This window comes from Caldicellulosiruptor sp. DIB 104C (assembly GCF_028198085.1).
Classification (GTDB): Bacteria; Bacillota; Thermoanaerobacteria; order Caldicellulosiruptorales; family Caldicellulosiruptoraceae; genus Caldicellulosiruptor; species Caldicellulosiruptor saccharolyticus.
This window is the reverse complement of record NZ_CP116337.1, coordinates 1,958,880-1,981,990: the sequence shown is the minus strand read 5'-3', so window position 1 is coordinate 1,981,990 and position 23,111 is coordinate 1,958,880. Positions and strand designations below refer to the sequence as shown.

Sequence of the window (23,111 nt, the reverse complement as noted above, 5' to 3'; positions counted from 1 at the left end):
GCTGGCTTGCATGAGAAAAAAGCTCAGCCCTTTTTGTTATGTCAAGTCCTTTTTGTCAAACCTTTTGATGGTTAAATACATTAAAGCAAATACATATAAAAACCAATATATTCTCATGTATATGCTATTTTTTGATATTCCCGCAAATGGGTCAATGGTCGAAAAGTCAATCAAATTGGATTTAAAAAGAATATTTGCCATCTCACGATAAATATTGTCAGTTGGCAAGATTAAGCTTGATACAATACCTATTGTTTGAAGTGTTGTTGAGGCCTTTGAGAAATTTGCTATTGCATAGCCAATCTGCTCCAAAAAACCTCCTATCATTGCAAATCCAAACAGAAGTACAACAAGTATTCCCGTTGCAAGAGTTGAAAACGATGTGCTAAAGAATATTGTGACTGTCAAAAGGACAATCGCAATTAATTCAAACAAAAGCCATCCCAAAACTACCTGTGATATCGGGTGATCAATAGAAAATCCTAAGGTCTTGTTAATAGTGTATATGCTAAAAAATATTGCAGTTGAATATAAAGCTATAAAAATCAAGGCACCTAAATACCTTGCCAGCACATATTTCCACCGTGAAATTGGACGAACAATGATTGTGTGGACATTGTAATTTTCAATCTCAGACGAAATTATTCCTGATGTTGCGAACACAACCAAAAAAGCAACCATCAGGTGTGAAAAGTAAAAACCAAGCGATGAAAATACAGTAACCTGCTGCATTGCAAATGTCATCATAGTACTTTGCTGTTTTAGATTTTCTGCTATTTCTTTTAACCCCCAACTGTACAAAAACAAAAAGGCTGCTGACATTACAATTGTAATCAAAAATATTTTCTTTCTCACAAATTCTTTAAAAGAGTATCTTATTATTGCCGCCATCAGAAAAACCCCTCTCCTATAACCTGCAAGAACACATTTTCAAGCTCTTGGGATTTTTTAACTTCATATATCTTATAACCACTTTTCACAAATTCCTCAACAAGGATGGGTATGTCTTCCTGCGAAGAAAGTTCTACCTCTAAGGTATTTTGCGAATGAGTCAAGACATTTATATTTTTCAAACTCATAATTTCAAATGATTTGCTATCTACTTTATCCAGCACAAAGGTTACCTTTAAGGCTTTTCTTGTCAGCTCATCAATTGTCCCCATCGCAACGATATACCCTTTGTTGATTATAGCAACCATGTCGCAAACCTTTTCGACCTCAGACAAAAGGTGTGAGTTTAGAAACACTGTTGTTCCTTGGTTTTTTAATTCAATTATTATATTTCTCACATCGATTCTGCCAATTGGGTCAAGTGCAGAGGTTGGCTCATCTAAGAAAATTATCTCTGGCCTATTTAACATACTGACAGCAAGTCCAAGCCTCTGCTGCATCCCTTTGCTAAACCACCTTATCTTTTTGTCTTTGTGTTCAATTATACCTACCTTTTCAAGTAGCGAATAAATCTCATTTTTGTAGTTTTTCATTTTTAAAAGCTGGCAGTGAAATTCCATAACCTCATAAGCTGTCATCCAGTCAGGGTATTTAAAATTTTCAGGAAGATAGCCTATTTTTGATTTAATAGTGATATCATCAAGAGGTTTCCCAAGCAAAAAAGCCTTTCCCCTTGTGGGGCTCAAAAGCCCCACAAGGGTTTTTACAAGTGTACTTTTTCCAGCACCATTTGGACCTAAAAGCCCAAACACCATAGGTTTTTCTATTTCAAGGTTTATATTAAAGCACCCGTTTTTAGACGAATATTCTTTTGTAAGGTTTTCTGTTTTCAGTATCAAGTACTATCCCTGCCTTTTTTATTTTTCAGTTATTTTAACAAATTTGCAAGTTCAAGAAGCTTTTGCTCGGAGGTAGACTCTGCTTTAATATATTTTACACTATTATTGTGGTCCACCCATAAAATAGCACTATCCTCAGGATTGTTTTTATGGTAGACAATAAGTCCGCTATTACCTGCAATGCTAATTTTCTTATAATCGTATTCATCTTTATTCACAGGCACAGGGAGTGTTGAAAGAGGGTCTTTGATTGAAAGAAGCTGAGACCTTATATTGTTTGGGATAAATGGTAAGTTTGCTATGGTTTCATATAGTTTGATTTCGTTTAACTCAACAGGGGATGTCAACTTTGGAGTTTTTACAATTCCTATTTCTAATGATGGTATCATATATACAGTACCTTTTTTGGACTCTTCAGAATTTTTTATAGGGTAGAACATTAAATTAAGTGCACCTTCTATGGTAAGCACAAACTCTTTTTGGTCAAGTGTTTGAGGTAGCAAGGTTTTGGAGCCAAGTGATTTTAAGAGCTGGTTTACTTTGTCAATGTCAAGTTTGAATTTTAATTCTATATTTGGATTCTCGTTTATCATCATACTCTTGATGTTTTCTTTTTGCCAAAGATAAGCTATTTCATCAGGATTTATATTGTATTTTTTAAAAATATTCTTTGCAGATTCAAATTCAGTTGAGTTTAATGATTCCACATATATGCTATTATTTTCTGAGCTTTTAAAATCAATTTTCCCAAATTGTTTTAAATCAATCGTAGAATTAGCGTTAACTTGCTGCAGCTTGCTTTCAATTTCCTGAAGGTCAGAAATAGTAATTGCAACTGGCTCTATTGACGAAGCTCTAAAAATTTTCAAAGCATCTGATAAAGCCTTTCCAAATGGTGTAAATATTATGCTGACTAAAAATACAGCTGCTAAAGCTGCTGTAAGAACAACTTTTCTATTTTTATTAAGCATCCTCAATAACCCTCCCTTTTTGTTATTTGAGCTTAAATTGAGGACTTTTTGCATTTTCATAGATACAAACTCATCTGTTTTCTTAAGTTCATTGTAGAGTTTTCTGCACTTTCTGCACACAAGAAGATGTTTTTTTATTTGCAAACTTTCTTCTTTAGAAAGCACCCCATCAATGAGCTCTTGGAGCTTTCCTTCGCTAAAGCACATCAAATATCACTCTCCTTCCCCCTCTTCATAGATTTTTCTGAACTTCTTTTGTGCTCTTGCAATCATAGTGCCAACAGAATTCGGGTTTATATTCATAATCTTTGCTATTTCTTCATATGTATATCCAGAGTATTTCAAAATTAGCAGCTCTCTTTGTTCCTCAGGCAGCTTTTCAAGTGTCATTTTGACCTGAAGTATTTCAATGTCATCTTGTGGGGGTTGAGAAAGAAGCAGATACTTTTCTCCGAGAGTAATTCTTTTTTGCGATTTTAAGTAGTTTATTGCAAGGTTTTTTGCAACAGTAATAAGCCATCCTTGGATATTATCCTCGCGAGGGGGATTTTTAATGAGCTTGTAGAAAACTTCCTGTGCAATATCTTCTGCCTCTTTTGAACTTTTCAGCGTAAATAGCAGGTAATTTAACACCTTTTGATAGTATTTAGAGTAAATCTGCTCGAAGTCCAGCGACCCAAAACCCCCTTTGTTTTTTGTTTTCTAATATTATAAACAATTTAAAAACAGGATTTATGACATGTTTTAAAAAAGAGTATTAAGAGATTTTTTAAAATTTCTGCATGCTAATTTATGATGTATTTGATATACTGCTGACTAAATCACGATAAAAACTGTTAAAAAAAGTCTTTATGAAGGGATGATGGGGTAGCTATGAAGATAAGCAAATATATAAAAGAAGCAATATTAAATGGAGTAAAAATTGTAAAAGAACATATCAGCGGGGAAGATGTTTATAGTGCTTTGCCTGAATCAGACAGATTTGAAATTGAGTTTTGCATAGAAATAGAAAAAAGTGGTTATTACAATCTATATTTGAATTATAAAATAGAAAAGTACACAAAAGTTGTCTATCTTGTAGATATAGATGGATTGTGTCATGGTGATATTAGATTGCATTCTGAATCGGGTAAAGTTTCAAAAATGAAGATTGGGAGGGCCTTCTTAGAAAAAGGTCAGAAAAAAATCAAAATTTATGGTGGCTGGGGAGTAGCTCACATATATGCAATTGAACTTGAAGAAGATAAGTTGCAAAATTACAGTGCTCCTTCATTTGATCTTTCAAACAAAAATGCCTCTGATAAATGCAAAAAATTAATGGAATATTTTTCAAAGATTTATAGCAAGGCAATTATTGCAGGCCAGCACACAAACACAGCAGCAGGACCAGAAATTGCATATTTAGAGTATCAAACAGGCAAAAAAACAACTCTTCGTGGTTTTGATTTTCTAAGCTATACAAGACACACCATTACTAATAATATGACCTACGATGCAATGTTTGAAGTAATTTTAAATAAAGGCTCTGTTGAAGAAGCAATTAAATGGCACAAGGAGTTAGGAGGAATTGTGACATTTTGCTGGCATTGGTTTTCTCCAATAGGAGGCAACGATAAGACTTTTTATACAAAAAACACCGATTTTGATATTGAGGTTGCTCTTTGCCCTAATACTGAAGAAAACAAGCTGCTGATGGAGGATATATATGAAATCGGCAAGTGGTTGAAAATCATGGCAGATGCAGATGTTCCAGTTATTTTCAGACCATTACATGAGGCTGATGGCAGGTGGTTTTGGTGGGGAGCAAAAGGGTTTGATGCTTACAAAAAGCTTTACTATCTTTTGTATGATGTATATACTAATCACTTTAAATTAAACAATCTCATATGGGTTTGGAATGCACCCCATCCTGATTGGAGAATAGAAATGGACTACTATGATGTTGCAGGAGTTGACTTTTATGCCCCGGCCCAAAACTATGGTCCTCTTTCATTTTGGTATGATTATGTCTATGAACTTACAGAAGCTAAAAAACCCATAGCTTTAACAGAAAACGGACCAATTCCTGACCCAGATAAACTGCAAAGTTCAAAGACTTATTGGCTTTGGTTTATGCCTTGGTGGGGTGGATTTACAACTGATGGCAAGATAAATTCGTTTGAACACCTGAGAAAGGTTTATAACCACCCTTACGTAATAACACTTGATAAATTCGACTTATTTAGAAGATGAAAAAAATAAAAGTTCAAGGCTGCCATTTGAAAAAGGTCATTTCATATGTTCTGGAGTGGACTGGCAGCCTTGAAATTTTGTTGCAATTAGGATTTTAAACTTTTGAGCTTAAGTAGCTACTTTTCTAATACCAGAAAAGGAAGAGTTATTTACATTTTGAAAAATTCCTTCTATGTCAAAATCAGTTTTTAAGCTTTGTAAATTGTATCCATAGTTTATATCTTGAAGTTTAAGATTGAAAACATCTTTTGAAAAAATCCATGGAATTTTATTCATGTAATCAGGGAAAGGTGGACATTGACTTGGGAGAATATCAATTCTTTTGCCAAAAAGTGGCCTGTTTTTGCCAAAGCTGAGGTATATATCAATATTTTTAAGCGAAATATTTCGGATATTATTATCTTTGCCATAGATTAAGATCCCATTTTCTGAGTAAGCTTTTACATTGGAAATAGAGATATCTTCGATAAAATTACCTTCTTCAGGGGAAGCAATGACAATTGGTTCACCCTTTCCCCACCATGTACCAGCAAATATTTTTGTTGTCATGATAACATTTGAAATTGTGACTGATTTGACATACCCGTTTTTCCCGTTTGCGAATATTGCAATTCCTCTGTTTGAATTAAGGATGGTAAGATTAGAAGCAACCACATTCTTTACTTTGCTATCTAAATGTCCCATTCTCACAGCTGCAGAGCGTGTTTGCATAATACAGTTTGACACAATTATATTTTCACAAGGTTTGTCCCAGTTTGTAATGCCAGATATAGCAACACAGTCATCACCGCAAGTAAAGAAGCTATCTGTGATTATTGCATTTTCGCATGAGCAAAGATGTATACCGTCGCTGTTTGGAACTCTGAGATTGTTCATAATCCTTATGTTGTGCACCTTGATGTATTTTGATGAGTGGATGCAAACTGTCCAGCAAGGTGAGTCAATAATTGAGATACCACTCAGACAAATATTTTCACAATTATAGAAGAATATGGGTTGATTTGGTCTGTAAATTGGCTTACATTCTGTCTCTTCAAACTGCTCTTTATCAAGCTGAGATAGCTCTTCGAACTGATTAAATGCTCTTGAAAAATCCATAAAACTGCTTCCAGAAAGGTCAATTGTACCTTTTCCATCAATTGCTATGTTCTTTTCATTCATTGCATATAAAAAGGAAGTAACTTCTCCCCATTCATTGTGGTAATAACCAATTTGGTAGTAATCTTCAATATTGTTGGTTGCTTTGATTACAGCACCTTCTTCTAAATATAGGGTTACATTAGATTTTAACCTTATAGGGCGGCTCAAATAAATTCCAGCAGGTATAACTACAACTCCACCACCATTTTCAAAACAGGTGTCAATAGCCTTTTGTATTGCCTCTGTACAAAAGCTCAAACCATCTGGTTTTGCTCCAAAGTCAGTTACAATTATTCTCAAGAGTGTACCTCCTATTACTTTGGGTTCATACATTTAAAATAACCTAAAAAATCACTAAAATCCTCTCAATAATTTTGAGAAAATGTTAGATTTTGATGGTTGTAAATAACAGTGATTAAACATATTGTAATAAACAAAAAAATAAGGGGCATAAAGCCCACCTTGCAATCCCTATAGGGTTTGAGGAAAAAACTCACTTTTGTTTAAAATATCAAAATTTTGAACCACTGTAAAAAACCATGGCTGACCATTTACAGCAGAAGGAGCAAAGATTGCAGCTTCAAGTAAAAGTTTTATCTTTTCCTCTTCCACTTGGGTAGGTAAAAAACTCCTTACACTTCGACGCTCTTTAATTGCTTTTATTACTTCATTTTCAAAAACACTGCTCATTTGCAAGCACTCTCCCTTCAAAAGAGTTTCAAAAAAATTTAGTTTTCTAATTTCAAGACTCTAAAACTTGTTGGCTCTAAGTTGATTTCATAGATATTTTCATTTTCTGATATCATTGAGACTTTAAGATCAGAAGCTTTTAAAGGATCAATAAGTTTCTTGTTTTTATTCTTAATGTGTATATTTACCTTAGTTCTGTAAGGCAAGAAAGACTCTATTATGAATGTATCATTGCCGTATACAAAAATGCCTATCTTTTCCTCGGCTTCAATGTATAAATCAAAATTTTTCATAAATACCTTTCGGATTTCTGTCAAGACATCAAGAGGCCAGTTGTAAATGTCGGAGTAGTTTTCAGGTATTGTCAATGTATAAATAGTTCCTTTGCCATAAGAGTCTTTCATCAGGACAGGAAAATTGTTTTCACCTGAGATTGCGACAATCTCCTGCCATGACGAATTTGTCCTGTGCTCTAAGACAGGAATTAGTATTTCTTTTTTACCATATACATACTTTGAAAATGAACACACTTCTGTTTTGATGGCAAATAAGTTTGTAAAAACCTTTTTGTCTGTCACTCTCACAGATGTCAAATCTTCAATTCCTTTTCTTTGCATGGCCTTTAAAAAACCAGATGTCATTATTACATCTTTTCCGGCTAAAAGATGTTCTTTTAACTTTTGCAGAATATCCTTGTCATTTGTACAGTCAGCTGTGATAAAAACAATATTACTGTTTTGAGGAAAATGTGGTGTAAGCTCAAAGGGTATTCCAACCATTCCTAAGTAATCATAAACATGGTCTTCACCATATGAATTAAATGGATGGTAAACAGGAATTCCTATAGGATTTTCAATGTATTTACAAATCTCATCAAGATGACGCAGCTGCAGTCCAAGTGCTGGGACAAATACAGAGTTTCTCAGGTGCGAAAAGTCAAACAAGGTAATTTCTTTTGCCTTTGCGAATACAGTTAAATTTGCTTGTTCAAGGTAGCTGCCAATATTATACAGACAATCTAAAGAGTCAAACCATCCACCAAGGTTTTTGCCTGGTTTTAGATTTTCAAACCATCTCAAAAGTGAATAGCTTGCATATCTTGGAAGATGCTGCTGTGTATAAGCAGGGTCGCGAGTCTCTGTGCCTGTGTAGACATAGTCAAATAGTTCTACCTGAGTTTGAGGGTTGTAACCTGTCTCTTGATAGGATTCTATCCAATTTGGGTATTTGATTATTAATTTTACATTTGGATTAACACTTTTTGCAGGCTTTATCACGTACTCTCTTGAAACCTCTGTCATTAAATTTAATCTAAATTCGCTCCAACTAAGGTTTCCTTTTGCACTAATGCAAGATGGGCATGTGCAGGCGGTGAAGAAAAAGTCATCTAAAATGATTTCATCAAACAAAGAAGATGTATATTGAACAATTTCTTTTAACTTGTCTAAGTGTTTTTGGTTTGTGTAACAGAAAGTATTAAAGATTCTATAATAATCAAGCTCTTCATTCCCGAACACCACAGTTGCAGTGATTCCACCAGATGTTTTAATATTTTGCCTCTCAAAAAGCTCTTTTATTTTGAGCATCTTCTCTCTTGGGACGGTATCTGCACCTCTGTGTGTCTCAAGGTATACCTTTGAGATGTCCAAATATCTTTTGAAAAACTCTAAATCTTTTTCAAGTGTTTCAAACTCTACATTTTTTAAAAATCCAGCAGGGCAGTATATTGCCAGTTTAAAGTTTTTGTATGCCATTTGCGAAAACCTTCCTTTCAGAATTTGAGTAAATCGATTACAAAGAATATTATACTACTTAAAATTTTCATTACAATCTTTTTTAAGTAAAATAAAAAGTAATGCCTACAAATACAATGCTGTATAGTATATAATAATTCTCAAAATTTGTCTTAAAGGAAGGTAGTTTTTAGATGAAGCTATATCAGGTAGATGCATTTACGGACAAATTGTTTAAGGGTAACCCAGCAGGAGTTTGTATATTGGAAGATTCATTGAGTGAAGAGGTAATGCAAAATATTGCAATGGAAATGAACTTGTCTGAAACTGCTTTTTTACAAAATCAGGGTGATTATTATTTGCTAAGATGGTTTACCCCTGAAACAGAGGTTGATCTTTGCGGTCATGCAACCTTGGCAAGTGCTCATATTTTGTGGGAAGAAGGATATGTTGAAAAAGAAAAAGAGATTGTTTTTCACACAAAAAGTGGTATTCTCAAAGCAAAAAGAGAAGGTGAGTATATTACACTTGATTTTCCTTTGGAAGAGCCCAAAGCGACAAGTGTGCCAGAATATCTTGTTAAGGCATTGAATATTCCGTTGTTGTACGTAGGAAAAAACAGAATGGATTACTTGGTTGAAACTGAAAGTGAAGAAATATTAAGAAATCTCAAACCAGATTTTGAATTACTTAAGAAAGTGGATACGCGAGGAGTAATTGTGACTGCCAAATCTTCAAGCCCTGAATTTGACTTTGTTTCAAGATTTTTTGCGCCAAAAGTAGGTGTAAATGAAGACCCTGTGACTGGTTCTGCCCACACTGCTTTAGCACCATACTGGAGCAAAAAGCTGCAAAAGACACAACTTGTGGCTTATCAGGCTTCAAAAAGAGGAGGAGTGCTAAAACTCAGAATAGATGACCAAAGAGTGTATATAAGTGGCAAGGCAATTACTTTTTTCAAAGCAGAAATAAAGGACTGCCAATAAGCATCAGTTCAGGCAGTCCCTGTTTTCTTCTTTAATCCTTGTAGCCCTTTCAAATGCTTCTTTGACAACAGCAGCACAGCACTTTCCAGTTGGATTGTTTATCTCACATTTGCAATCTTTCATTGCACCTGTGATTTTACATGCTTCACTGAGTGTTTTTGCCCCTTTTTTCAAAACCGAATCTATTATATCTTCTTCTGTAACCTTGCCACAATAACATACATATTTGGGATTTGCATCTTTTTTAAGCCAAATTGGTACCTTTAGCTGTTGCTTGTAAAAGACATTTTCGCCTTGGTAATATCCTACATCACACTCTGGGTTTGTGCACAGGAAATAGTCATTAATTCCTATTTGAGGCAAATACTCATCTAAAACAATATGCTTTACAGTGAAATTCTTAACGAGTATTCCTTGGTGTTTGCAAATAGGACAGGTTTGAGAGGGAGTTTCAATGTAGCTGCTTTCACAGCATGAGAAGTTAGAAAGTGTGCAACAGTCCATTATTTTTTATTCCTCCCTCTTTAGCACTTTAACAATTTCCCCAATAAACATTCTATGATAATCTTTTGCAATGTAAAAATTGTCAATGCTTTTGTCAAGGAAATTCTCAGGGATTATATCTTGAAAATAAATCTTTTTGCAAATCAAGACAAGATTAGCTTCATCGAAAAACACTGTTTTGAACTCTTCATCTTCTCTGGGGGTGAGCTTTGCCATCTCAACCTTATTAACATCTTTGCCAGAATATTTGCCGCAGATTTCAAGAGCTGACCTATACTCCCTACCGAAAAACGAGAGTGTAAAGAATTCATTTTCTTCAACAAACTTTCTTGTGAACCTCTGGGGCCTTATTACACAAAAGGCAACAGGCCTTTCCCAAATATAGCCAAGGCTTCCCCAGCTTGCAGTCATTGTGTTAAATGAGTTGATGTTCCCTGCTGTAATAAGCATCCACTCTTTTCCAATTAGAGTAAAGGGGTTAAAACTGAGGTCTTCAATTTTGACCATTTTGTGTGCCATGAAAAATCACCTCGATAGAGATTTTGAAGTTCTTAGAGTTTTCAATTGTTGTCTTGAACTTAAATATACTACAATAAATTTTAATTTTCAAATCATTTCAGTTGCAAAATTTGGCAAATAGAGGGATTATAAAAGTCTTTTTTATTGGTCAAGCAAAACTCTGAATACTAATTAAAGTTTTGTTACAACAATATTGCAGAAATAGTTTTAATGTTATATAATCATAAAAATTTAAAAATACAAAAGAGCGTATCAATACAATTTTTAAGAAAGGGGGAAGGCGGCAACTGCCGCAAGCAAGATGAAAAGAGTACATTTAAGAAAGTTTTTAGTCCTTGCTATTGTCATTTCTTTTGTTGCCACAACAGTTATTGGTTTTTCTTCAACAGGGGTAAAAAAACGAAGTGAAATTCCTGACAAGTACAAGTGGAATCTTGAAGAGATTTATAGCTCTCCAGAAAAATGGAATGCAGATCTAAACAAGGTTTTAAATTATTACATTCCTAAATTTAAGAATTACCAGGGTAAGCTTTCAGACAGGAATAAGTTACTTGAATGTTTGAAACTAAGAGATGAGATGATGAGAATTGCAGACAAAGTCTATGTTTATGCTCATATGAAGGCTGATGAAAATCAAGCTGATAACAAGGCAAATGAGATGAGGTCAAAATCTGAGACGATGTATGCACAAGTCTCAGCTGCTGTTTCGTTTATCCAGCCTGAACTTTTGCGGTTGCCAGAAAAAACTTTAAAATCATATATGCAGGATAAAAGTTTTGCAGACTACAAAATGTATCTTGATATGGTTTTAAAGCAAAAGCCTCATACTCTATCTCCAGAAGGTGAACAGTTATTAGCCTTAGCTCAGGATTTTGCAGGCTCACCTTACAGTATATTTACTCAGCTAAAATATGCAGACCTTACATTCCCAAAAATAAAAGATGATAAAGGCAATGAGATTCAACTTACAGAAGCAAGCTATGGCAAGTATCTTGAAAGCAAAGATAGAGATTTCAGAAAGAGAGCATTTGAAGGTATATATTCCTCATTTGACAAAGTTAAGAACACATTGGCGGCTACATTGACTGCTGAGGTAAAGAAAAATGTATTTTTTGCAAAGGCAAGAAAATATAATTCAGCATTAGAGGCTTCTTTAGCACAGGAATTTATTCCAAGGAGTGTTTATGATAATCTTATCAAGGCGGTTAATAACAATATCAAGTATTTGCATAAATATGTAGAGCTTAGAAAGAAAGTACTCAATCTTGACAAGGTTCATATATATGATATGTATGTTCCGCTTGTTGAAAATTATGAAGTCAACATCGATTATGAGCAGGCAAAGAAGTTAATTTTAGAAGGTTTAAAGCCGCTTGGAAGTGATTATTTAAAAGTTTTAAACATTGCATTCAACAACAGATGGATAGACGTATTTGAGACCGAGAACAAGTATACAGGTGGTAGACAACAGTTGGAGAAAACGATGAAAAATGGTATAATTCTAATTAGGAAATGGTGAATGTAACCAAGCAGGCAAAAAGGCAAAAAAACGTTGAATTAATAGAAAATAGAGGGGCAGGGAAAAGTGAGAACAATTCAGGTTAAGCTGGTATTTGACATAAATGAAGACAAAAGGAAAGTATTGGACCTTATGAGAAGATGGTCAGCCTGCAAGAGATATGCGTATAACAGGCTTCTGGAAGGGTATGAGAGGAATGAACTCAAAAAGCAACTGCAGAAGATTTTTAACTTAAACGCAAGATATGTATCCGACGCAGTAATGAAAGCAGAGAGTCTTTTAAAATCCTGTGAAGAGAGAGGAGAAAATCCGAGAAAAGTCATATTTGGTGGCAGAAAGCTTTTTGAAAAACTACAAAGACGCCATACAAATGGGGAAGCATATAAAAAGCTAAAACTGGAATGGTATGAGAAAAGGAAAGGCAATCTTTACTCAAGAGGAGAAAGAGGCAAGAAAGGAAATCTCAACACAAGAATTGAAGTGAGGGAGAACAGAACTGTTCTGAGGATAAATACAGGAAACAGAGAATATGCCTATGCGAGAATAGAGGCAGGTTGGAAAAGTCAATGTGGAAAAATAGAAAACAGAGAACAGTTTTTACAGAGTCTTGCAATGAGCAATGTGGCTTATTCTGTTGAGTTAAAACTGAAGAAAGGCACGATATACGCCTACTTTACATTCGAAGAAGTTTTTCCAAAGGTTATGATAACCAAAGAAAACGGTGTTATAGGTATAGATGCGAATGCATATCCGACTCACATAGCATGGGCAGAAACAAACAAAAATGGGCAGTTTGTAAGCTATGGTAAAATCCCAATGCCAGAACTCGAGAGTGGCAGCTTAAACAAAAGGGAGTATTTCAGATGGCAGTATGCGTATGAAATAATAAAGATGGCAGAAGAGAAACAAAAAGCTATTGTGATTGAAAGGTTGGATATAAAAGACAAAGGGCGAAGAGGTGACTTTTCAGGAAGGAAATCAAGACGGATAAGACACTTTTTCAGTTACAAGTCACTTTTGGATAAGATTAAGATATTAGCAAAGAGAAGGGGAATTGAGGTTATAGAAATAGACCCGGCGTATACTACTGTAATAGGGATGTTGAAGTACGCACCGCAGTTTATGGTAAGCAAGGATGTAGCGGCAGCATATGTTATAGCGAGAAGAGGGCTTGGGCTAAAAGAGAGGATACCACACAACTACATGGAGCTCCTCAGTAGGCTTGATGCAAATAGTCTGGAGGAGCTGAAGGAATACGTAAAGAAGGTAGTTAAAAACACATACGTTAGAAAAAAACAACTTAAGGAGATAGATAGAGCGATAAAAATTTTACAAAGCCCTGGGAGTGAGTCAGGGAGGGCATCAGAACCTCTGGATGGAACAAGTTCTGGTGTCTGCGGGGAAACTCGCAATCTCTGGCGAGTTCTCAGGGTAGCGGTGGTAACGCCACTCTCCCCTGAGAGGGTCCTGCGTGACCTCTCTGTCCTGAAATCGCTTTTGGTTTCAGGGCAAGTGGGGGGACCCGGATAAAAAGGGCGCAAGTTCCTGCTTCTAGGGGCAGGGGCTGCTGTGCTAGTGTGCACAGTTCGGTTAACCTGGATATCAATGGGGAGCGTATGATACACATCCTTATATCCTTATGAACTATAACAATACTATGGATTCTGTTTTGACTCTTGCTCATGAACTTGGGCATGCTATAAATTCATATTATACAAACAAGACACAAAAGTATATAAATTCCAATGTACCAATCTTCACAGCCGAGGTTGCCTCAACAACAAATGAGCTTCTTATGATTAACTATTTACTTAAGAAAGCAAAAAGTGATGATGAAAGACTTTATCTACTAAATACCTTAGTAGAAAATATAAGAGGTACTGTTTATACTCAGGTTATGTATGCGGAGTTTGAAAAGGAAATCCATGAAAGAGTAGAGAAAGGCGAAGCACTTTCTGCAGAAACTTTGTGCAATATTTGGGGTAACTTGATGAAGAAGTACTATGGTGATAATTTTGAAGTTGATAAGCTTGCAACATTGTGGTGGGCAAGGATACCACACTTTTACATGAACTTTTATGTTTATAAATACGCAACCTCTATGGCTGCTGCAAACGAGGTTGTAAAGAATATTGAAAAGGGCAATACTGCGAAGTATATAGAGTTCTTAAAAGCAGGAAGTTCAGATTATCCGATCAATGTTCTTAAAAAAGCAGGTGTTGATATGACATCAACAAAGCCTGTTGACAATTTGCTAACTTACTTTGGACAGCTTGTTGACGAGATGGAAAAGATATTGAAAAAGCAAGGAAAAATATAAAAGCAGAGAGATTGGCATATATAAAGAATTTTAAAGGGGGACTATTCAAAAGGCAAAGTGAATAGTCCCCTTTTCGTTTTTCCAATAAAACTTTTAGGGTATTAAAAAATCAATAAAGATGAATTAGAATAATCTTATTGTCATATTCTAAATCTTAAGAATGATAGGGTGAGTTTGATGATAGTGAAAGCATATATAGACGATTTTAACGAGATAACAGTAGTACTTGCTCAGATGGTTCATTCAGTTAAAAAGGAAGATTTCAAGGTTTTTTTAGATGATCAGGAAATAGATATTGAAAAGGTAGAAAAGCTCATGCCACACTCAGAAAATCCATTTGAAGCAGAAACAAGAGGCTATGAAATCTGCGAACAAAAAGGAAAGATTAGATTTGTTTTAAAAGAAGGACACTTTGATTTTCACAGAAAGTCTACGGTAAGGCCAGTTTTTGTTATTGGGGATATGAACAACTGGACAATTTCGCCTGAGTGGGAACTTACTTATTCAAAACTCAGGGGAAGGTATGAGCTTATAAAAGATTTAAAGGATATTAAGATTGGGCAAAAGTTTAAATTTGCAGAAGGAGCAAGCCGAAAACTTTGGTATCCTCCAGGATATGGAAATGATATTGTAATAGAGGACTATTTTGACAGAGAAGCAGCTTTCACAAACATGGTGAAAATTACAACTACCAAAAGGCTTTGGGCAAATTTGAAATACAAAGTAATGTACAAAAACGAATACAAATATGCACGTCCAAGAGAGATTTTGATAAGAAACGAGTATTTCTATGCCAGGGAGCTTGGTGCAAGGTATGAACCATATGGAACCTATTTTAGACTCTGGGCTCCAACTGCCTATAAAGTAAAGATTCAGATATTTGATGAGCATGAAAATTTCAAATTTGAAAAGGAAATGTCAAGGGCAGAGAATGGTACTTGGGATGTATATCTCCCAGGGGATTTAAAGAATCATTTTTACCTTTACGAAATCTGGCATTACAATTACGAAGATGATGAAGGCTATATTGTATATCACGTCCCAGACCCATACTCTAAGGCATCTTCGTCAAACTCTGGCAAAAGTTATATATTTGACCCGGCAGATGGCTTGATAGATGGATGGCAAGCTGATAGTTTTGTTGACAATATTGAAAAGCAAAATGATGCTATAATCTACGAGATGCATGTAAGAGATTTTACAATTGACCAAAGCTCTGGAATTGATGAAAATTTGAGAGGAAAGTTTTTAGGTTTTTGTCAGGAAGGATATTACAAGGAAGGGATTTCAACCGGTCTTTTGCACCTAAAAGAGCTTGGAGTGACTCATGTTCATCTTTTACCAATATCTGATTTTGGGAGTGTTGATGACAAAAACCCAGACAAAAGATACAATTGGGGATATGACCCAGTGCTTTACCAGTGTCCTGAGTATTGGTTTTCGACAAAAAGCGGTGGTATTGAAGCGTTGAAAGAACTTAGAACAATGATAAAAAAGCTTCATGAAAATGGAATTGGAGTTGTGATGGATGTTGTTTTTAATCACACATATCACACAAAGGGCGGAAAATTCTCTATATTTGACAAGATTGTACCTGAATACTTTTACAGGGTAGATGACTATGGAGATTATTCAAATGCGACAGGATGTGGAAATGAGCTTGCAACAGAAAAGCCAATGGTGAGGAAATTCATCCTTGACACTATTATCTACTGGACAGAAGAGTTTCACATAGACGGTTTTAGGTTTGACCTGATGGGGCTTATTGACTGTAAAACAATGAGGCATATTGCTAATGAGGTGCGAAAACGAAATCCGAAAGCGTTGATTTATGGTGAAGGTTGGGTGATGGGCGATAGCACCTGCCTTGTTGAAGAGATGGCTACAATCTTGTCATCTTGTCATCAAGGCTATTCAATCGGACTTTTTAACGACAGGATTAGAGATGCCATAAGAGGTGACCTTGACGGCTACAAAACGGGATATGTGCATGGAAATCTATCAGATGTTGAGAGGCTAAAACAGGGTATCAAAGCGGCAATTGATGATTTTGCAAAAGAACCTGATGAATGTGTAAACTATGTTTCCTGTCATGACAACCTGACACTTTTTGACAAGCTGCAAAAGACAATGGTTGGTGAGGACATCTTTTGGATTGACAGGGCATCAAGGCTTGCAAATGCCATTGTGCTGACATCGCAAGGGGTTGCTTTTTTACATGGTGGAGTTGAGTTTAACAGGAGCAAAGGTGGTCATCCTAATACCTACAATGCTGGCGATGACATAAACAAAATTGATTGGAGTTTAAAAGAGAAGTTTTTTGACACATTTAAGTTTTACTGTGATTTGATAAAACTGAGAAGAAAGCACATTGCTTTTAGGATGAGGTCAAGCGGAGAGATAAAGAAATACTTAAGATTTATTCCTGCACCAGATGGGGTTGTTGCTTTTATAATAACATACCCATATGATGAGTGGAAAAAGATTATTGTTGCCTACAATCCTTTTAAGGGAAAGAAGATTTTGCAGCTTCCAGAAGGTAGCTGGCGTATAAAAGCAAATGATGGCATTGTTTTCCCTGACTCTTCTGAAAAAGAAGCAATAGGCAGCTTTGAGATTGCACCAGTGAGCCTTTTTATTGCATACCAGAAATAGAAGAAAATTTGGGGGTTAAACAAACTTCAGTATTTATTTTACAATCTCTTTTGCCAAAAATACTCTCACATTTTCTGATTCTAAATCAAATGCATGTGGGTCATGTTCGAGCATAATAAGTGTAAATTTTATTCCAAAAGATGAATAAAGTCTTATACATTCCTCCATTTCTTTGTTGACAAAGCATGTGATGATAAAAAGCTCTCTGAAGTTATATGATCTTAAAACATCATACAGTAAAACCTCAAAGTACTGATTTACTTGAATTTTGACATGTGCCAAAGCCTCACACACCTTTAGAAGCTGGTTTGCATCTTGAGAAGGAAGAAGAATTTCAAGAGGCTGGCCTGTTTCCTCATCAAGTGAGTTACACGCAAATCCCACCGGTGTGGAGGCTTTTAGGCATTCATTAGCCAGGCTTGCTGCAATTTTAATTCCAAATTCAATGATGTTTTTATTAAAAACCTCTTTTCTTTCATACTCTGAACTTTGGACATTTAAAAGAATAATTGCATCACCCGATGAGGTGTATTCATATTTATTTACCATCAAAGTATTGTACTTTGCAGTTGCGTTCCAGTTTATTCTGTTAAAGGCATCATGGCTCTGATACTCTCTTATTCCGGCAAAGTGGAAGATGTCTTCATAGTAATGTCTCTTAGTAATTGTCTCCCCAGACAAGCTTGATCGAGGCAAAAGATGTTTTTGCAAGTCCAAAAATGCAGGGTATACAGTCAAAGTGTCACTTACATAGTAACATCTATCAGCAGTTGCCAGGCCAAACAAATCTCCTGTTACAAGATAGATTTTGTCAAGCTTATAAAAACCACGTTTTGTTGCGACAAACTTATGACGTCTTACAATCTGCTGATAGGGCAGCAAGAAGAAGATAGAAATATATCTTAGCTTGTCTCCGACAACATAGTTTTTAGAGTTTTCCATAAAAAAAGATGAAGAAATTTCAAACTCAGACTTTACCCATGGAAGAGGCAAAATCTTGCCATTGTAGATTCTCTCGACTATATGTATCTCTTGCCCTTCACTACTTTTTTCTTCTTCAAAATAAATTTCATATTCTACATTTTTAAGCCCATACCTTTTTGTAACAAAGAAGTTGAGAGCAAACAGAATAGAACATATCAAAAACAACCAAAATGTTTCCATCTTGGATTTATTACCTCTTTTTAATTCTGTTTATTCTTATTATAGCCCATAATATTGAATATTCAAACTAAGAATTTGGCTAAAATTTTTGTTTAAAAATGCTATTGAACATATTCAATTTCACATGTTATAATACTACTGCAACGGCGATGGAGTCCGCCGAACAAATGCCAATGATGGCTGATGACTCCTACAAATATTGCGTCTTTTCAAAAAGGCGTAATATTTGTAGGAGTTTTTTGTTTATATAGTCAAAATTGTCCTTCTAATTATGAGCAACTTACCCAGAAGGAAGGAGAGACAAAAAAGATGAAAAACATTGCTGCAATCTCAGTAGGTGCATTTTTTGGTGCGATAAGCAGGTACTTAATTTCACAGCTTTATGTAGCTGATTTTCCAACAGCCACACTTTTTATAAATGTGCTTGGCAGCTTTATTTTGTGCTTTGTTGCACAGATTACTATTGATCATATAAAGATAAAACCAGCTGTTCGTCACATGATTACAACTGGGTTTATAAGCAGTTTTACAACCTTTTCAACATTTATAATTGAGATAATAAAACTTATCTCAAAAGGTGTGGCGGCAAAGGCTTTTGTGTATCCTGTACTTTCAATTTTGCTTGGGCTTTTTGCAGCACTACTGGGTTATGAGGCAGCAGAGTTTGTTGCAGCAAGAAGGCAAAAAGAAGAGGTGGCTCAAGAGGTATGAATCTTTTTATTGTTGGACTTGGCGGGGTTGCAGGTGCAGTTTTGAGGTATATAATTTCTAAGATCTTCAAAGAAGTTATGGAAAGAGAGCACCCAATTTCAACCATGTTTATAAACGTAGTTGGGTGTTTTTTCATAGGTTTTTTGTCATCAAAGCATTTACCACAAGGATACAAACTGTTTTTAACAACAGGTCTTTTGGGTGGATTCACTACATACTCTACCTTTATGCTTGAGGCATCAATGTATGTAAAAAAATCAAAGCATAAAAAGGCTTTTCTGTATGTGTTCCTCTCTGTTGTGTTTGGCATAATGGCAGCAGGTGTAGGGATTTGGTTGGCGAATGCCAATTAGCTTTTTTTGCTAAGATAGTAGATATAAAGAATATGAAAATGTGGTATAATCAAGAATGAATATTATTAGATACAACAAAACCAACAAGGTGTAAAGTAACAATAATTATAGGGCAGTATGAAAATGATTATCCTAATCCGAGTTGTTTACTCTCTTGGGTACCCAAAAATGGTTCACCACTTCATGTAGTCTGTGCAGTTGGAGATGGTTTTTTGTGGCTTATAACTGCATATTTTCCTTCTGAGGACGAATGGATGATTGATTTTAAAACGAGGAGGAAATAAAAAATGAAGTGTCCATTGTGTAGAACAGAAATGAAAGAAGGAAAGATTAAACATATTGTTGATGTTGGTAACCAAACTGTGATTATAAAAAACGTTCCAGCCCTTGTATGTGGACAATGTGGAGAAGCTTATCTTGATGATGAAACAGCACTTAAGCTTGAAAAGATAGTGGATGAACTTCTTAAAACTAAAACAGAGATAATTATAGCAAACTATTCAGATATTGCAGCATAGACATTTGTACAATTTTATGGTGGATTTAATTATCCCTTATAGGATTAGATGCGATAATTACACGAAGCCAGCTACAGGAGATATATAGATTTTTAACCATCCTGTAGCTTTTTGTTTTATTTTAGAGATTGAAACTTTCTTCACAGGTAGTATATAATTTAAATATTGTAAAAATCAAAAATAAATTACCTTCAAGGAGAGACAACTATTATGAAAATCCAAGCACCAAAAGGAACAAAGGATGTCTTGCCAGAAGAAAGCTATATATGGCAATATGTTGAGGGCAAATTCAGGCAGATTTGCAAACTTTACGGCTATCAAGAAGTAAGATTCCCAACATTTGAATATACAGAGCTTTTCCAGCGAGGCGTTGGTGAGACAACAGACATTGTTCAAAAAGAGATGTATACTTTTTTAGACAAAGGTGGAAGAAGTATAACATTGCGTCCAGAAGGGACAGCTTCTGTTGCGCGACTGTTCATTGAACACGGTTTTGCCTCCCGACCAATGCCACAGCGTCTTTATTACATTATATCAGCATTCAGATATGAAAATACCCAAGGCGGAAGGTACAGAGAGTTTCATCAATTTGGTATTGAAAACTTTGGTTCAAAGTCACCCGTGACAGATGCAGAGATTATTTCACTATCATACAATTTCTTTGTTTCTCTTGGGCTTGACAATATTGTTGTGAATATAAACAGTATTGGTTGTCCTGTTTGCAGAAAGGACTATGTAAAAAATCTCAAGGAATACTTTTTAGGCTACTATGATAAGCTCTGTCCAACCTGCAAACAAAGGCTTGATAAAAATCCGATGAGGATTTTGGACTGCAAAGAAGATAATTGCAAGCTGATTGCCCAAGATGCTCCAAAGCCACTAGAGTATCTTTGCGATGAGTGCAAAACTCATTTTGAAGCTCTAAAAGGGTATTTGGACGCAGCAGGTGTTTGTTACAGAGTTGACCCTTACATTGTAAGAGGATTGGATTACTATACAAAGACAGTTTTTGAGATTGTTGACGTTGTTTTGGACAAAGAACTTGCAATCTGTGGTGGGGGAAGGTATGATAACTTAATAGAGCAGATAGGTGGAAGCAGTACCCCTGGCATTGGCTTTGCAATTGGTGTTGAGAGGCTTATAATGCTTCTTTCACAAAAAGGTCTGATTCCACAAAAGCCACAGGTTCCTCAAGTTTTTGTTGCAACCTTAGGAGATTTGGCAACTAAAAAAGCGTTTGAAATTGCAAGTACTTTGAGGTTTGAAGGGATTTCAACTGTGATTGAGGAGCTTTCAAGGAGTCTAAAGTCTCAGATGAAATATGCAGATAAGCTGGGTTGTGATTTTTCAGTCATAATCGGCGATGATGAGATTGAAAAAGGTGTTTGCAAACTAAGAAACATGAAGACATCATCAGAAGAGGTTGTAAGAATAGAAAGTTTGGCTCAGTACATCAAAAGTAAGATATAAACAAAATTTACAAAGAGGGTGATATTATTGGAAAGCATCAAAGGCTTCAAAAGAACAAAGTACTGTGGAGAAGTGTCGCTTGAAGATGTTGGGAAAGAAGTGATTTTGACAGGTTGGGTTGACACAAGACGTGACCTTGGTGGAATAATATTTGTTGATTTGCGAGACAGAACTGGAATTGTTCAGGTTGTGTTTGACGAGAAGATGGGCGAAGAACTTATGGAGAAAGCAGACAGTTTGAGAAGCGAATATTGTATTGGCATCAGAGGCATTGTAGAAAAAAGACCACCTGACACAGTAAACCCTAAGATCAAAACTGGTGAGGTTGAGGTAAGGGCAAAGGAGCTTAGGATATTTAGCAAGTCCGAAACACCGCCATTCCCAATTGAAGAAGGGATAAATGTAAATGAAGCTGTAAGGCTAAAGTATAGATACCTTGACCTCAGAAGACCTGATATGCAAAGAAACCTAATGTTCAGACACAAACTTTACCAAGTGGTTAGAAATTTCTTATCCCAAAACGGCTTTATTGAAATAGAAACACCAATGCTTACAAAATCAACACCAGAGGGTGCAAGGGATTATCTTGTTCCAAGCAGAATCTTTCCTGGCAAGTTCTTTGCACTGCCACAGTCACCACAGCTTTTCAAACAACTTTTAATGGTTGCTGGGTTTGACAAGTATTTTCAGATTGTAAAGTGCTTCAGAGACGAGGACTTGCGTGCAGACAGGCAACCTGAGTTTACGCAGATTGATATTGAAATGTCATTTGTTGATGTAGATGATGTGATTGAGATAAACGAAAGGCTTCTTCAGACAATTTTCAGAGAAATGCTTGGAATAGATCTAAAACTTCCTCTTCCAAGACTGACATACAAAGAAGCAATGGAAAGATTTGGAACAGACAAACCTGACACACGTTTTGGAATGGAGCTTGTTAATCTCACTGACATTGTAAAACATTGTGAGTTCAAGGTCTTTGCAGATGCCGCAAACAAAGGTGGATCAGTTAGAGCAATAAACGCAAAAGGGTGTGCTGTGAAATTTTCAAGACGAGAGATAGATGCCTTGGTTGAGTACGCTAAGAATTTTGGTGCAAAAGGACTTGCATGGATAGCAGTTGAAAGTGATGGATTAAAATCACCAATTGTCAAGTTTTTAAAGGAAGAAGAGATAAATGAGATTTTAAAGAGACTTGATGCACAGGTTGGCGACCTTCTTTTGTTCTCAGCAGACAAAGACGAGATTGTATTTGACGTCCTTGGAAATGTCAGACTTGAGATTGCAAGAAGATTGAACCTTCTTGACAAGTCTAAATTCAATCTTTTGTGGGTAACAGAATTTCCGCTTTTTGAATACTCAGAAGAAGAAGGAAGGTATGTGGCAAAACACCATCCATTTACATCGCCAATGGATGAGGACATAGAGTTTTTGGAGACAGATCCAGCAAGAGTCAGGTCAAAAGCATATGACATTGTTCTAAATGGAACAGAGATTGGTGGTGGGTCAATAAGAATTCACTCAACAGAGCTGCAAAAGAGAATGTTCAAGGCACTTGGCTTTACTGAAGAGCGAGCACAAGACAGATTTGGATTTTTGCTTGAGGCCTTCAAATACGGAACACCACCGCATGGCGGAATTGCATATGGGTTTGACAGACTCTGTATGCTTCTTTTAGGGCTTGATTCAATAAGAGATACAATTGCATTCCCAAAAGTAAAGGACTCATCTTGCCCGCTCACAGATGCGCCATCAGAGGTTGAGCCAAAACAGCTTCGTGAGCTTCATATTAAGGTAGATGTTGTGAAGGTATAGATAATCACTGGAGAAAGAGTT

The 23,111-nt window shown here is 35.8% G+C and carries 22 protein-coding genes and 1 riboswitch; of the genes, 12 read left to right on the top strand and 10 right to left on the bottom strand.

The genetic code is table 11. The features are described from left to right. Positions 1-36 precede the first annotated feature (36 nt). The 4 genes from PGC14_RS09850 to PGC14_RS09835 are packed head-to-tail and all read right to left on the bottom strand — an operon-like array spanning position 37 to position 3,394. Positions 37-891, bottom strand: a complete 855-nt coding sequence (locus PGC14_RS09850; RefSeq protein WP_271628799.1) for an ABC transporter permease — start codon at positions 889-891, stop codon at positions 37-39. After that, the gene (locus PGC14_RS09845; protein WP_271628798.1) at positions 891-1,790 is read right to left on the bottom strand and encodes an ABC transporter ATP-binding protein; all 900 of its coding nucleotides are present in this window, start codon (positions 1,788-1,790) and stop codon (positions 891-893) included. The genes PGC14_RS09850 and PGC14_RS09845 overlap by 1 nt, the downstream gene beginning before the upstream one ends. A 29-nt stretch (positions 1,791-1,819) precedes the next feature. Beyond that, a complete protein-coding gene (locus tag PGC14_RS09840) occupies positions 1,820-2,968 on the bottom strand; it encodes an anti-sigma factor family protein (RefSeq protein WP_271628797.1) in 1,149 nt (382 codons plus the stop codon). 6 nt (positions 2,969-2,974) lie between these two features. Next, the gene (locus tag PGC14_RS09835; RefSeq protein ID WP_237738273.1) at positions 2,975-3,394 is read right to left on the bottom strand and encodes a sigma-70 family RNA polymerase sigma factor; all 420 of its coding nucleotides are present in this window, start codon (positions 3,392-3,394) and stop codon (positions 2,975-2,977) included. Between the two features lie 240 nt (positions 3,395-3,634). Here PGC14_RS09835 and PGC14_RS09830 point away from each other — a divergent pair, with 240 nt between their 5' ends. Then, entirely contained in the window at positions 3,635-4,993 is a 1,359-nt protein-coding gene (locus tag PGC14_RS09830; RefSeq protein ID WP_011916232.1) for a glycosyl hydrolase, read from the top strand. A gap of 108 nt (positions 4,994-5,101) precedes the next feature. Here the strand turns inward: PGC14_RS09830 and PGC14_RS09825 are convergent, their stop codons facing one another. The 3 genes from PGC14_RS09825 to PGC14_RS09815 all read right to left on the bottom strand — a co-directional run bounded on the left by PGC14_RS09825 (position 5,102) and on the right by PGC14_RS09815 (position 8,577). Continuing rightward, positions 5,102-6,433 carry a glycoside hydrolase family 28 protein gene (locus PGC14_RS09825; RefSeq protein WP_237738272.1) on the bottom strand — a complete coding sequence of 444 codons (1,332 nt, stop codon included), beginning with the start codon at positions 6,431-6,433 and terminating at the stop codon, positions 5,102-5,104. A 171-nt stretch (positions 6,434-6,604) separates the two neighbouring features. Further along, on the bottom strand, positions 6,605-6,823 hold the full coding sequence (locus PGC14_RS09820; RefSeq protein ID WP_271628796.1) for a nitroreductase family protein: 219 nt from the start codon (positions 6,821-6,823) through the stop codon (positions 6,605-6,607). Positions 6,824-6,861: 38 nt separating this feature from the next. Continuing rightward, positions 6,862-8,577 (bottom strand): permease, encoded by a 1,716-nt coding sequence (locus PGC14_RS09815; RefSeq protein WP_271628795.1) that lies wholly within the window; start codon positions 8,575-8,577, stop codon positions 6,862-6,864. A gap of 173 nt (positions 8,578-8,750) precedes the next feature. Here PGC14_RS09815 and PGC14_RS09810 point away from each other — a divergent pair, with 173 nt between their 5' ends. After that, the gene (locus PGC14_RS09810; RefSeq protein WP_011916236.1) at positions 8,751-9,542 is read left to right on the top strand and encodes a PhzF family phenazine biosynthesis protein; all 792 of its coding nucleotides are present in this window, start codon (positions 8,751-8,753) and stop codon (positions 9,540-9,542) included. Between the two features lie 3 nt (positions 9,543-9,545). On the opposite strand, the gene PGC14_RS09805 is transcribed toward PGC14_RS09810, so the two are convergent. Continuing rightward, on the bottom strand, positions 9,546-10,046 hold the full coding sequence (locus tag PGC14_RS09805; RefSeq protein WP_271628794.1) for a (2Fe-2S)-binding protein: 501 nt from the start codon (positions 10,044-10,046) through the stop codon (positions 9,546-9,548). Positions 10,047-10,052: 6 nt separating this feature from the next. Further along, entirely contained in the window at positions 10,053-10,565 is a 513-nt protein-coding gene (locus tag PGC14_RS09800) for a flavin reductase family protein (RefSeq protein WP_271628793.1), read from the bottom strand. A 301-nt stretch (positions 10,566-10,866) separates the two neighbouring features. Here PGC14_RS09800 and PGC14_RS09795 point away from each other — a divergent pair, with 301 nt between their 5' ends. From PGC14_RS09795 to pulA, 4 genes are all read left to right on the top strand, one after another. Continuing rightward, positions 10,867-12,084, top strand: coding sequence for a M3 family metallopeptidase (locus PGC14_RS09795; RefSeq protein ID WP_271628792.1), 1,218 nt, complete (start codon positions 10,867-10,869; stop codon positions 12,082-12,084). Positions 12,085-12,150: 66 nt separating this feature from the next. Then, positions 12,151-13,614: an IS200/IS605 family accessory protein TnpB-related protein gene (locus tag PGC14_RS09790; RefSeq protein WP_271628791.1), complete on the top strand. Its 1,464-nt coding sequence runs from the start codon at positions 12,151-12,153 to the stop codon at positions 13,612-13,614. A 103-nt stretch (positions 13,615-13,717) separates the two neighbouring features. Beyond that, entirely contained in the window at positions 13,718-14,404 is a 687-nt protein-coding gene (locus PGC14_RS09785; RefSeq protein ID WP_271629879.1) for a M3 family metallopeptidase, read from the top strand. Between the two features lie 177 nt (positions 14,405-14,581). Further along, complete coding sequence (gene pulA, locus PGC14_RS09780; protein ID WP_271628790.1) at positions 14,582-17,059, top strand: type I pullulanase; 2,478 nt, start codon at positions 14,582-14,584, stop codon at positions 17,057-17,059. Positions 17,060-17,092: 33 nt separating this feature from the next. Here the strand turns inward: pulA and PGC14_RS09775 are convergent, their stop codons facing one another. Continuing rightward, positions 17,093-18,223 carry a DUF58 domain-containing protein gene (locus tag PGC14_RS09775; RefSeq protein ID WP_271628789.1) on the bottom strand — a complete coding sequence of 377 codons (1,131 nt, stop codon included), beginning with the start codon at positions 18,221-18,223 and terminating at the stop codon, positions 17,093-17,095. A 136-nt stretch (positions 18,224-18,359) separates the two neighbouring features. Further along, positions 18,360-18,423, top strand: a riboswitch (Fluoride riboswitch). A 109-nt stretch (positions 18,424-18,532) separates the two neighbouring features. Between PGC14_RS09775 and crcB (PGC14_RS09770) the strand changes: the two genes are divergently transcribed. The 6 genes from crcB (PGC14_RS09770) (at position 18,533) to aspS (ending at position 23,090) form a co-directional block, all read left to right on the top strand. Continuing rightward, on the top strand, positions 18,533-18,934 hold the full coding sequence (crcB, locus tag PGC14_RS09770) for a fluoride efflux transporter CrcB (protein ID WP_271628788.1): 402 nt from the start codon (positions 18,533-18,535) through the stop codon (positions 18,932-18,934). Beyond that, the gene (crcB, locus tag PGC14_RS09765) at positions 18,931-19,287 is read left to right on the top strand and encodes a fluoride efflux transporter CrcB (RefSeq protein ID WP_271628787.1); all 357 of its coding nucleotides are present in this window, start codon (positions 18,931-18,933) and stop codon (positions 19,285-19,287) included. The genes crcB (PGC14_RS09770) and crcB (PGC14_RS09765) overlap by 4 nt, the downstream gene beginning before the upstream one ends. 59 nt (positions 19,288-19,346) lie before the next feature. Further along, positions 19,347-19,571, top strand: a complete 225-nt coding sequence (locus tag PGC14_RS13385) for a DUF4258 domain-containing protein (RefSeq protein ID WP_333782456.1) — start codon at positions 19,347-19,349, stop codon at positions 19,569-19,571. A gap of 3 nt (positions 19,572-19,574) precedes the next feature. Beyond that, positions 19,575-19,805, top strand: a complete 231-nt coding sequence (locus PGC14_RS09760) for a type II toxin-antitoxin system MqsA family antitoxin (protein WP_039767166.1) — start codon at positions 19,575-19,577, stop codon at positions 19,803-19,805. Between the two features lie 210 nt (positions 19,806-20,015). Beyond that, positions 20,016-21,275: a histidine--tRNA ligase gene (hisS, locus tag PGC14_RS09755; RefSeq protein WP_271628786.1), complete on the top strand. Its 1,260-nt coding sequence runs from the start codon at positions 20,016-20,018 to the stop codon at positions 21,273-21,275. A gap of 27 nt (positions 21,276-21,302) precedes the next feature. Further along, positions 21,303-23,090 carry an aspartate--tRNA ligase gene (aspS, locus tag PGC14_RS09750; RefSeq protein ID WP_271628785.1) on the top strand — a complete coding sequence of 596 codons (1,788 nt, stop codon included), beginning with the start codon at positions 21,303-21,305 and terminating at the stop codon, positions 23,088-23,090. Positions 23,091-23,111: the final 21 nt, after the last annotated feature.